The 11,206-nt window shown below is 70.8% G+C and carries 12 protein-coding genes; 4 read left to right on the top strand and 8 right to left on the bottom strand.

The window, feature by feature from the left end; translation table 11 throughout:
- The 7 genes from ABN611_RS03145 to ABN611_RS03115 form a co-directional block, all read right to left on the bottom strand.
- The gene (locus tag ABN611_RS03145) at positions 1–180 is read right to left on the bottom strand and encodes a hypothetical protein (RefSeq protein WP_350278228.1); all 180 of its coding nucleotides are present in this window, start codon (positions 178–180) and stop codon (positions 1–3) included.
- Positions 181–265: 85 nt separating this feature from the next.
- The gene (locus tag ABN611_RS03140) at positions 266–1,375 is read right to left on the bottom strand and encodes a sulfite oxidase (RefSeq protein ID WP_350278227.1); all 1,110 of its coding nucleotides are present in this window, start codon (positions 1,373–1,375) and stop codon (positions 266–268) included.
- Between the two features lie 45 nt (positions 1,376–1,420).
- Complete coding sequence (locus ABN611_RS03135; protein WP_350278226.1) at positions 1,421–2,029, bottom strand: response regulator transcription factor; 609 nt, start codon at positions 2,027–2,029, stop codon at positions 1,421–1,423.
- Complete coding sequence (locus ABN611_RS03130; RefSeq protein WP_350278225.1) at positions 2,026–3,174, bottom strand: sensor histidine kinase; 1,149 nt, start codon at positions 3,172–3,174, stop codon at positions 2,026–2,028. Before ABN611_RS03130 ends, ABN611_RS03135 begins: the two co-directional genes overlap by 4 nt.
- Positions 3,175–3,188: 14 nt before the next feature.
- Complete coding sequence (locus ABN611_RS03125; protein WP_350278224.1) at positions 3,189–3,923, bottom strand: ABC transporter permease; 735 nt, start codon at positions 3,921–3,923, stop codon at positions 3,189–3,191.
- On the bottom strand, positions 3,920–4,822 hold the full coding sequence (locus ABN611_RS03120; protein WP_350278223.1) for an ABC transporter ATP-binding protein: 903 nt from the start codon (positions 4,820–4,822) through the stop codon (positions 3,920–3,922). Before ABN611_RS03120 ends, ABN611_RS03125 begins: the two co-directional genes overlap by 4 nt.
- A 368-nt stretch (positions 4,823–5,190) precedes the next feature.
- A complete protein-coding gene (locus ABN611_RS03115; RefSeq protein ID WP_350278222.1) occupies positions 5,191–6,222 on the bottom strand; it encodes a hypothetical protein in 1,032 nt (343 codons plus the stop codon).
- Positions 6,223–6,322: 100 nt separating this feature from the next.
- On the opposite strand from ABN611_RS03115, the gene ABN611_RS03110 reads away from it, so the two are divergent.
- Positions 6,323–7,228, top strand: a complete 906-nt coding sequence (locus tag ABN611_RS03110) for an aminoglycoside phosphotransferase family protein (RefSeq protein ID WP_350278221.1) — start codon at positions 6,323–6,325, stop codon at positions 7,226–7,228.
- On the opposite strand, the gene ABN611_RS03105 is transcribed toward ABN611_RS03110, so the two are convergent.
- On the bottom strand, positions 7,225–7,869 hold the full coding sequence (locus ABN611_RS03105) for a TetR/AcrR family transcriptional regulator (RefSeq protein WP_350278220.1): 645 nt from the start codon (positions 7,867–7,869) through the stop codon (positions 7,225–7,227). The genes ABN611_RS03110 and ABN611_RS03105 overlap by 4 nt on opposite strands.
- Positions 7,870–7,937: 68 nt before the next feature.
- On the opposite strand from ABN611_RS03105, the gene ABN611_RS03100 reads away from it, so the two are divergent.
- From ABN611_RS03100 to ABN611_RS03090, 3 genes are read left to right on the top strand one after another with little or no spacing between them, the layout of a single operon-like run.
- Entirely contained in the window at positions 7,938–9,392 is a 1,455-nt protein-coding gene (locus ABN611_RS03100) for an NAD(P)/FAD-dependent oxidoreductase (protein ID WP_350278219.1), read from the top strand.
- A gap of 51 nt (positions 9,393–9,443) precedes the next feature.
- Positions 9,444–10,760 carry a hypothetical protein gene (locus tag ABN611_RS03095; RefSeq protein ID WP_350278218.1) on the top strand — a complete coding sequence of 439 codons (1,317 nt, stop codon included), beginning with the start codon at positions 9,444–9,446 and terminating at the stop codon, positions 10,758–10,760.
- Entirely contained in the window at positions 10,757–10,966 is a 210-nt protein-coding gene (locus tag ABN611_RS03090) for a hypothetical protein (protein ID WP_350278217.1), read from the top strand. The genes ABN611_RS03095 and ABN611_RS03090 overlap by 4 nt, the downstream gene beginning before the upstream one ends.
- The last annotated feature ends 240 nt before the right edge of the window (positions 10,967–11,206 follow it).

Below are 11,206 nucleotides of genomic sequence, written 5' to 3'. Positions count from 1 at the left end.
TCAGGAGGCGTGGTCCAGGGTGGCGAGGTGGTCGCAGGCGGCCTGGAGTGCGGCCTGCTGTGTCGTGTAGGAGCCCCACCAGAGCGGGTTGTCCGGTTGCGGGTCGAGCTCGTCGTCGACGTCGGCGTACCACTCGTGCGCCGTGCGGAAGACCCGTGCGTGCAGCTGGCTTTCGTTCACCGCCACCACTCCTGGAGTGAGAACCGTGTACCTCTCCAGGATGTGACCGCGGTACGCCGGAACGCGCCAGCGACACGCGGTGTCGTCAGGTCACCAGCACCGTGATCCGCTGGGCCGTGTTGTTGGCGAAACCACCGCGGTTCCACTCGGCCTCGATCGGCTGTTCGCGGCCCGCGGCGTCGTACGCACGGACGGTCAGCACATGCTCGCCGGGTGTCGCCTCCCAGTCGTACGCGAACCCGCGCCACGCCAGCTCGTCCGGGCCGTCCTGGTTGCCGGGGGCATCCAACGTCGCCTCGTGCCAGTTCACGCCGGCGTCGGTGCTGACCTCGACGCGTTCGATCGGCGCCCACCCGGACCACGCCCGCCCGAACAGCGGAACGGTGCCCGCGGCAACGAACCGGTGCCGGCTCATGAAGTCCGGGAACCCCGGCGGGACCAGCAGCGCCCGCGGCTCGATCCGCGTCACCGGCCGCCCCGGATCGTCCGCGTCGGTGCGCAGCCGGTACGCGACCGCGTTCTGGAACCCCTCGAAGGCATGGTCGATCAGCTCGATCGACCGCAGCCACTTCACGCTCGCCATCCCGTACCACCCCGGTACGACGAGCCGCAGCGGGTACCCGTGCTGCGGCGGCAGCGGCGCACCGTTCATCTCCCAGGCGACGATCGCGCCGGAGTCGATCGCCTCCGCGACCGACAGGCCGCGCTGGTAGTCCTGCTCCACGCCGCGCTCCACGCCGTGGTCCGCACCTGTGAACACCACATCCACGGCGTCCTCACGGATCCCGGCCAGCCGCAGCAGGTCCGCGAGCAGCACGCCGGTCCATTCCGCCGTACCGACCGCCTCCGTGAGCCACGGCTGGCTGATCGGCCGCGGCAGCAGCGTCGCGCGCCCGTTCCCGGCGCACTCCAACGTGACCCGGATCGTCCGCCGCCCCATCGCCCGCAACTCGGTCAGCCCGAACGACAACGGCTCCACGACACATCCGCCGAGCTCCAGCCGCCAGTCACCCGCATTCGTTGCCGGGATGTCGTAGTGCACCAGGACGTAGTGCAGCCCCGGCGGCGTCACGTCGTACCGTAGGCCCTCCAGCGGCATCCCGTGGTTGCGCGCGGCCAGCTGCAGCTCGTCGGCCGTGATCCCCTCACCGGTGTCCGCCAGTCGTCCCCGGACGCTGAACTGTTCGATCGACATCGCAGCCTCCCTCCCCTGACTGCAACCCTAGAGCCCAGGACCGGGCTACAACCAGCCGTTGTCGAGGGCAATGCGGGCGGCCTCGGCGCGGGTGCGGGCGCCGGTCTTGCCGATCGCGGCAGAGAGATGGTTGCGGACGGTGCCTTCGGACAGGTGCAATTCCTTGGCGATGTCGGCGACGGTGCCACCCTCCCGGGCGGCCCGCAGTACGTCGGACTCGCGGCCCGTCAACGGACTGGTACCGGCCACCAAGGTCTCGGCGGCGAGTGACGGATCGACCACTCGCAGCCCTTGCTGAACCCGCCGTACTGCGTCCGCCAGTTGCGTCGCGGGCGTGTCCTTGACGACGAACCCGGCCGCGCCCGCCTCCATCGCGCGGCGCAGGTACCCGGGCCGGCCGAACGTGGTCACCATCAGCACCCGCACCCCGGGCACGGCGGTCCGCAGCGCGGCCGCCGCCTCGATACCGTCCAGCCCCGGCATCTCCACGTCCAGCAGGGCGACGTCGGGTTCGGACTTCCGCGCGGCGTCGATCACCTCGTCGCCGCGACCGACCTCGGCCACCACCTCCAGGTCGGGCTCGAGGTCGAGCAAGGCGGCCAGCGCGCCCCGGACCAGCGCCTGGTCGTCGGCGATCAGCAGTCGGATGGTCACCGGCCCATCCTCACAGCCCCGACGCCGACCGCGAGCCGGAACCCGCCGCCGGGCGCTTCCCCGATCTGCACACTCGCGCCGGCCTGGTCGGCGCGCTCGCGCAACCCGACCAGCCCGTGTCCCGCCGTACCGCCGCCGGGCGTCGGACCCGTCCCGTCGTCGAGTACTTCGATCCGCGCAGCCGTGATCCGGATCGTGCAGCGCTTCGCGCCCGAGTGCCGTACGACGTTCGTCACGCCCTCGCGCACCACCCACGCGAACAGCTCGCGGTTCTCCTCCGGCACCTCGTCGACCGTGGTCGGCAGGTCCGCCTTGATGTCGGCGGCCTGCAGCGCGGTCCGTGCAGCGACGAGCTCACCGGCCAGGCTCAGCTCGCGGTACCCCGCGACCGCGGCCCGGACGTCGGCCAGCGCGGCCCGCGCCAGACTTTCCACGTCCGCGACCTCGGCGGCCGCTCGGTCCGGGTTCGCCGCGATCAGCTTGCCGGCCAGTTCGGCCTTCACCGTGATGACGGTGAGCGAATGGCCGAGGATGTCGTGCAGGTCGCGGGCGAACCGGTTCCGCTCCTCCTGGACGGCAAGCTCCGCCAGGTCCTTGCGGGTCGCGTTCAGCTCGACACTGCGCTGGATCGCCCGCCGCATGCCGAACACCGCCAGCGCGCCGAGGAAGATCGCGAACCCGTAGCTGCCGTCGTCGCTCCACCCCGGCACCAGCCGCATCGACAGCTCGGCACCGCCGAGCAGCAGCGCCACGACGGCGATCGCGATCCGCACGTCGAGCGCCATCATCGCGACCGCGGAGACGTACACCAGGCAGGTCAGCGCCTGCTGACCGGCCGCGGGCACCATCAGCACGCACAGGGCCAGCATGCCGCCGAGGTACAGCAACCGCGGCCAGGTCGGCAGGCCGCGGGCGCCGAGCCCGGCCCAGCGGATCCACCCGAAGAAGCCGAGGTACGTCAGCACGAACAGGGCCAGGACGATCAGCCCGAAGATCCGGGTCGTCCCGTGCCGGTGGACGATCTGCTCGAACGGCTGGGACAGGTAGAACAGCCAGATCGCGGCCGCCATCCAGCCCCACCGGCCGGGCCGGCGCGGCCCGGCGCGGTCGGCCAGCGCCTCCACCAGGGACGGCGACGTCGTCATGGTAGTGAGGATATTCAGGCCCGTGCGGTGTCGGCACGGAACCTGCGTAGCCCGACGAACCCGAGGACGACGGTCCAGCCGATCACCTCCAGCAGCGCGGTCGTGTCCAGCCCGCCCTGCGTCAGCGCGCTGCGCGAGGTCTGCCCGGTCCAGTACGCCGGGGTGAGCTGCGCGATGTGCTTCATCACCGACGGCATCTGGTCGACCGGCAACCACAGACCGCCGAAGGCCGCGATCAGCATCGTGCTCAGGCCGGTGATCGGCTGCACGCTGTCCGGTTTGGCGATGTACCCGATGACCAGGCCGATCGCGGCGAACGGCAGTGCGCCCAGCCAGGACACCAGCGCGACGGTCAGCCATTGGGTCGCGCTCAGGTGCACGTGGCCGACGATCATGCCGAACAAGAACACGACGGCCAGCGGCGGAACTGCCAGGAGGAGCGAGAGGATCACCTTGTTGACGACGTACGCCTGCGGTTTCAGCGGCGTGAGGCGCAGGGTCCGGTTCCAGCCGCCGTCGCGTTCGGCCGCGATCACGCCGCCGCTGCTCATCGCCGCGGACATCGAGCCGAACATCGCCATACTCACCATCACGTACGCGATCGCGGAGATGCCGCCCTCGCCGGCGCCGGCGGGCAGCGTCATCCCGAAGATCGCGAACAGCACCAGCGGCATCAGGATCGAGAAGATCAGCACCCGCTTGTTGCGCAGCGTGCGGCGGATGTCGAAGAGCAGGTAGTCGCGGTTCATGCCAGGGCCTCCGTTTCGGCCGAACCGATGGCGAGTACGGCGTCCTCGAGGTCGGCGGACGTCACTTCGATGTCGTGGGCGGCGGTGTTCGCGAGCAGGTGCCGCAGCGTGTTGTCGGAGTCGGCGCACTGCAACAGGACCACGTCGCCGCGCGTCTCGACGTTCCGTACGCCGGGCAACGCGGCCAGCGCGGCCAGATCGGCGCCGGGGATCGTGGCGCGGATGGTGCGGCCGGAGACGCTCGCCTTGATCTGCGCGGCGGTGCCGTCGGCAACGATCCGGCCGTGGCGCATGAGCACGACGCGGTCGGCGTACGCGTCGGCTTCCTCCAGGTAGTGGGTCGCGAACAGGACCGTCCGGCCGCGGGCGGTCTCGGCGTGCATCGACGCCCAGAAGTCGCGGCGGGACTCGACGTCCATACCGGTCGTGGGCTCGTCCAGCACGATCAGGTCCGGCTGCGGGATGATCGCCATCGCGAACCGCACGCGTTGCTTCTGACCGCCGGACAGGCCCTTCATCGTGCGGCCGGCGAGGTCCGCGATCCCGGCCCGGTCGAGCGCCTCCTCGACGGGCATCGGGTCGTGGTGCAGGCCGGCGACCAAGTTCAGCAGTTCGCCGACCTTGGCGTCCTCGATGATGCCGCCGCTCTGCAGCATCACGCCGACCTGGCCCTTGGCGATCGCGTCGGTGGGCGTTCCGCCGTACACCTGGACGGTTCCTTGGTCGGGCCGGACCAGGCCCAGCAGCATCTCGATCGTGGTCGACTTGCCGGCGCCGTTCGGCCCCAGCAACGCCACCACCTCACCGGCCCGGATGGTCAACTCCACCCCGGCGACGGCCTGCACCTCCGCATACTTCTTGGTCACACCCCGCAGGCTGACCGCAGCAGTTGTCGTCATACCCCAACCGTGCCGCGAACCGCCGGACGACTCCTGGCCCGCTCGTCACCCCTCACCCATGACATCCGTCAGCAAAAGGACAGCGCTCCGCGCTGGCTGTCTTTTGCGCCTTCGGCGGGGCGCGGATGGTGGTGGTGGGTGGATGTGGCGGCGCCGGGCCGAGGTCCGTCGCGGGGGCACTCGGGAAGGACAGCGCTCCGCGCTAGCTGTTCCCTTGCGTGTCGGCGGGCGCGGAGCGTGGGTGGTAGGTCGAGGTTGCCGCTGCTGAGCCGGAGCCTGTCTGATCCGGCGGACGCTGGAAGCGCAGCGTTTGGGGGCTGCTGTTGTTTTGCGCGTGGAATGGGCGCGAGCCCCGTCCCACGACGACGTCAAGCCAGCAGGCGGGTCCAGGTGTCCAGGTTTCGCAGGATGCGGGGGAGGTGTTCGGCGGCGTCGTGGAGGGAGCGGGTGCAGAAGGCGACTTGTTCGGGGCTCTCGTCGCGGTGCCCGAGCGCCACCCACAGGCACCAGGCGGTGAAGCTGAGGTGCCCGACGAGGAGCCCGGTGAAGGCTGTCGCGTCGGCGGGGCCGGCGGGGCCGCCTTGATCCCGGTAGGACCCGATCAGCGCTCGGACGATCCGCGGGTCGCCGCCCGCGATGCTCCGCTCGTCGGGAGCGGCGAGGCGGACGGCGTTCGACACCGCGTCCCACCACGGGACCTCGGCGGTCGCCGACTCCCAGTCGATCAGCACCAGTCCGGTCGGGGTAGCGAGGATGTTCGCGCGGGCAGCGTCACCATGGGTCATCGTCAGCGGCGGCCGGTGCCGCAGCGCGTCGGCGATCAGGTCGGCCGAGTCCTCGACCACCGTGAGGACGGCGCGCGCCGCCCGGCCCAGCTCCAGGTCAGTCGCGCCCTCGGCCTCCCCGACCCAGTCCCGCCACTCGTCCAGCGGATGGACCGGCGACGCGTCGGCGTCCTGGTCGACCTCCACGTCCAGCCGGGCGATCCGGGCCAGCACGCCACCGAGCCACGAGGCTAATTCCTCGTCGGGGACCTGGCCGGACCGCAGATCGCGGCCTTCGACCCACGTGGTCACCCGGACCAGCTCGCCGCCGGCGTCCGGCGGCGCGTACCAGAAGCCCACGCTCGGCTCGGGCGGCTGGACGGGATGCGCCATCGGGATACCGGCTGCCGCCGCGGCGCTCTCCAACCGGTGCACGGTCCAGGCTTTCGTGCGCTGCCACTCGGCGAGGTCGGGGCGGTCGGAGGAGCCGAGGCGGTCGTACTTGACCACCCAGCGCCCATCCGTCGTCGACACGATCCGGGTGACGGCGGGGCGATCCCCGTTGGCCAACGGGCGGTCGTCCAGAACGCGCCCGAGCCCGAACGCGTCGGCGACCTGCTCGGCGTTGATCGGCATCCCGGGAGTCTGACACGGGCCGTGCGGCGGTGCGACGAAATTTCCGTGACGCTGGTCGAAATGGTTTGACCAGGCGGGGCGGGGGTGTGAGGGTCGCGGCGTGACGGGTGTGGAGCGGTTGCACGATGACGAGGTCGGGATCGACTCCGCGTTGGTGGAGCGGTTGCTGGCGGAGCAGTTTCCGCGCTGGGCGGGGTTGCCGGTGCGGGTTGTGAAGCAGTCGGGGACCGACAACGTGACGTTCCGCGTGGGTGACGAGCTGGCCGTGCGGTTGCCGCGGACGGCGCGGCATCAGGGGCAGATCGAGAATGATCTGACGTGGATGCCGCGACTGGCGCCGTACGTCTCGCTGCCGATTCCGGAGCCGCTCGCGCTCGGGCAGCCGAGTGCGGAGTATCCGCTCACCTGGGGCGTCTACCGGTGGTTGCCTGGGGCACCTTTCGAGCTGGCGACGCTCGACGGCGTACAGGCTGCGCGCGACCTGGCCGGGTTCGTGCGGAGCTTGCGCGAGGTGGACACCACCGGTGCGCCGGTGCCGGACGGCGACCCGTTCACCCGGGGTACGCCGTTGGCGCCGCGCGACGGTATGTTCCGCGAGGCTCTGGATCAGGTGAAGGAGCACTTCGACGTCGGCCTGCTGACCGCGGCCTGGGAGGAGTCGCTCGCGGCCGACACCTGGGACGGTACGCCGCGCTGGATCCACGGCGACCTGATGTCCGGCAACATTCTGGTTGCCGACGGCAAGCTCTCGGCAGTGATCGACTTCGGCACAGCCAGCGCGGCCGACCCAGCCGGCGACGTACTGCCCGCCTGGTGGCTGTTCGAGGGTGAGTCCCGTACGGCGTACCGCGAAGCGCTCGAGGTCGACGACGCCACCTGGCTGCGCGCCCGCGGCTGGGCGCTCTCGCTCACGGTCATCGCGATCCCGTATTACCTGAACCGCCGCCCCGACGCCTTGTCCGGCGGCCAGGAGTCCGTCGCCGACATCCTCGCCGACTTCGGCTAGGTCGACTTCAGGGTGTGCAGGCCCTGCCAGAGCAGGTCCTGCAGGGTGCGCGCGACCTTCTCCGGTGAGGGGGGAGACGCGGCGCGGGTGCGCCAGATGGCCAGGCGTTCGGTGGCGCCGGAGATGCTCTGCGCGACGATCTGGACCTCGTCGTCGTCCACCGGGCGGTCGGCGGGCAGGTTCATCCGCACCATCGTGGCGATCAGCTCGATGAAGGCCGCCCGGACCTCGTCGGTCGCCTCGGCGGCCGGGCCGGCGCTCAGCATGCCCTCGTCGACCAGCACCGACCACGCCTGCGGGTGCTCGTCGAGGAACCGGAACCACGCCAGGAATCCGGCGTACAGCGCGTCCTCCGCGTCCGCGGCCGCCAGCACCGCGTCGGACACCGTGTCCAGCAGCTGCCCGCGCAGCCGCGCGAGGCAGGCGAGGAACAGGCCGTCCTTCGAGCCGTAGTACTGGTAGATCAGCGGCTTCGACACCCCGACCTGCGCGGCGACGTCGTCCATCGACGTGCCCTGGTACCCGCGCTCGCCGAAGATCCGCTCCGCCGCCTCCAGGATCTCCCGCTCCCGCGCGGCCCGGTCCCTGCGGCGCTTCGGCGGGCCCTGGTCAACGGCCTGTCCGGCAGTGGTCGAGGTCACTTGCGCAGTCTAACTGACTCCGAGTAACTTACTATGAGTAAGTTCAACGCGCCGAGCGGAGGCCTGGCATGGGTGAGCAGCATCGGATCGTGGTGATCGGCACCGGGTTCGCGGGGATCGGTATGGCGGTCCGGCTCAAGCAGTCCGGGTACGACGACTTCGTGGTCCTGGAGCGCGCGGACGACGTCGGCGGCACCTGGCGGGACAACACCTACCCGGGCTGCCGGTGTGACGTCCCCTCGCACCTGTACTCCTTCTCGTTCGCGCCGAACCCGGAGTGGTCGTCGACGTTCTCGCCGCAGCCCGAGATCGAGGACTACCTCCGCAAGGTCACCGACACGTACGGCGTCCGCCCGCACATCCGGTTCGGCCACGCGGTCGAGGCGGCGCGCTGGGAGCACGGCAAGTGGCACGTCGAGACCAGTCAGGGCACGTTCACGGCGGACGTCCTGCTGTCCGGCATGGGTCCGCTCGCCGAACCGTCGTACCCGAAGCTGGCCGGTATCGAGGACTTCGAGGGCGAGGTGTTCCACTCCGCGCGCTGGAACCACGACCTGGACCTCAGCGGCCGCAAGGTCGCGGTGATCGGCACCGGCGCGTCGGCGATCCAGTTCGTGCCGGCGATCCAGCCCGAGGTCGAGGAACTGCACCTGTTCCAGCGGACGCCGCCGTGGGTGATGCCGCGGCCGGACCGCAAGATCACCGCCGCCGAGAAGGCGGTCTACCGGCGGTTCCCGCTGGTGCAGAAGGCGGTTCGCGCCGGGATCTACTGGGGCCGGGAGTCGATGGTGCTCGGGTTCGCGAAGCTGCCCGCGATCATGAAGCAGGCGCAGAAGGTCGCCGAGAAGCACCTCGCGCACCAGGTCCGCGACCCGCTGCTGCGTGCCAAGCTGACCCCCGACTTCACGCTCGGCTGCAAGCGGGTGCTGATCTCCGACGACTACTACCCGGCCGTCGCGCGGCCGAACGTCGAGGTGGTCACCGACGGGATCGCCGAGGTGACGCCGACCGGCATCGTCACCACCGACGGCGTGAAGCACGAGGTCGACACGATCATCTACGGCACCGGCTTCAAGGTGACCGACCTGCCGGTGATGGACATGGTGCACGGCCGCGACGGCGTCTCGTTGCGCGAGGCGTGGGCCAACGGCATGGAGGCGCACCTCGGCACCGCGATCGCCGGCTTCCCGAACTTCTTCATGCTGATCGGTCCGAACACGGGCCTCGGGCACAGCTCGATGGTGTTCATGATCGAGTCCCAGATCGCCTACATCCTGGACGCCCTGAAGACCATGGACACCCAGGGTCTGAAGGAGGTCGAGGTACGGCGGGACGTCCAGCGCGCGTTCGTCGACGGGGTCCGCTCGTCGATGCGGAACACGGTCTGGACCCGCGGCGGCTGCACCAGTTGGTACCTCGACGCGGAGGGGCGCAACACCACGCTCTGGCCGTCGTTCACGTTCCGGTTCCGGCAGCTGACCCGGCGCTTCGATCCTGCCGAATATCAGACGGTTTCTATGTGACATCGTGCGTGTTACATTCGATCGGTCGGATGGCTGATCGGAGGTGCCGCGGTGCTGGACGTCCTGCTGCCGCTGCACGGGATCGGTGGTCGAGGGGACCTGCCCGTCCCGCTGTGGCTGGCGGTGTACTCCGCCGGCGCCGCCGTCGCGGTGTCGTTCTTCGCGCTCGCCGCATTCTGGTCGCGCCCGCGGTTCGAGGGGACCGCGGGCCGGCCGTTCGACGTCCTGACGCGGGTCGCCGACCACCCGGTGACGCGCGCCGTACTCAAGCTGATCGGCGTCGCGGCCCTCGCGCTGCTGCTCGGGGCTGCCTGGTTCGGTGACCCGGAGCCGTCGCGGAACCCGGCGCCGACCTGGCTGTTCGTGTGGATCTGGGTCGGCATCATCCCGCTCTCGTTGATCTTCGGCCCGATCTGGCGCCTTGCGAACCCGCTGCGCACGCTCGCGGGGCTGGTCCGGCGTACGTCGTACAGTCGGCTGCCCGGCGGAATCGCCTACTGGCCGGCGGTGGCGGGCCTGGCCGGGTTCCTGTGGCTGGAGCTCGTCCACCCCGACGCCTCCCAGCCGCGCGTGGTCGCGCTTGCTGTCACCGTCTACGCGCTCGCGAACGTTGCCGCCGGCATCGTCTACGGACCGGCCTGGTTCGCGGTCGGGGACAGCTTCGAGGTGTACGCCGAGGTGCTCGGACGGCTCGCTCCGATCGGCCGCGGAACCGACGGCCGGCTCGAGTTGCGCAACCCGCTCGTCGGACTCGCGACCATGCCGCAGCAGCCGGGCGTCGTCGGCCTGCTGTGCCTGCTGCTCGGCTCGACGGCGTTCGACGGCGTCTCGCGCTGGTCGGCGTGGACCAGCCTGACCGCCGAGCTCAGCCGCCCGCAGCATCTACTGGTCGCCACGCTCGGGCTGGTCGTCGCGGTCGCGCTGGTCGCGGCGCTGTTCCTGCTTGCCGCACGGACGACCGGCGCTGCGAGGATCCGGCCGGGTGCGGTCGGCACCGCCGGGCTCCCGGGTGCGTTCGCTCATTCGCTGGTGCCGATCGCGATCGGGTACGCCGCGGCGCACTACTTCTCGTTCGCGGTGTTCCAGGGGCAGGCGGGCTGGCTGCTCGCGACCGATCCGTTCGGGCGCGGCTGGGATCTGCTCGGGACCGGCGGCCGGGGGATCGACTACGCCGTCGTGGGTACCGGAGTGATCGCGGGGGTCCAGATCGGTGCGATCGTGCTCGGACACGTACTAGGGGTCGTGTCCGCGCACGATCGCGCTGCCGACCTGTTCCGGCGCCGGGAGCTGCGCAGGGCGCAGTACCCGCTGCTGGCGGCGATGGTCGCGTTCACGGCCGGCGGGATCGCGCTGGTGACGGCGTCATGATCGGGTTGCATATGGGTGGGATCCCGGAGGCCGCGATGGTGCTCGGGCCGATCCTGCTGATCGTCGCGTTCCTCCGGATCGCCCGCCGCAACGAGGCCGCGCTGCCCGCCGACGAGGACGACTGGGACGCCGACCTCGGCGACCTCCCACAACAGGAGCCCGCGCAGAACCCGCCTGCGCACCAAGAGTCCGCGGACAAGAAGTGAGGCCCGGCAAACCCCCTGCGGTTCGCCGGGCCTCGGGATTCCCCGTAGCTCTGTGATTCCGTTCAGAACGGGAGCGGACGCCCCGACGGGGTCCGGAGATCGAGGGACTTCGTCTCCCGGCGGCTCGTGCTGGTCCGCGGCCGCCGCCGGATCCGGATCTGGCGCATTCGTCCTCCTCCTGCCTGGTCGGTAGCCCTACGGTGCCGCGTGAGCCCCCTTCCATGCATGCGGAGGAATACC

Source organism: Kribbella sp. HUAS MG21 (genome assembly GCF_040254265.1).
Lineage (GTDB): Bacteria > Actinomycetota > Actinomycetes > Propionibacteriales > Kribbellaceae > Kribbella.
This window is presented reverse-complemented; position numbering and strand designations above follow the sequence as displayed.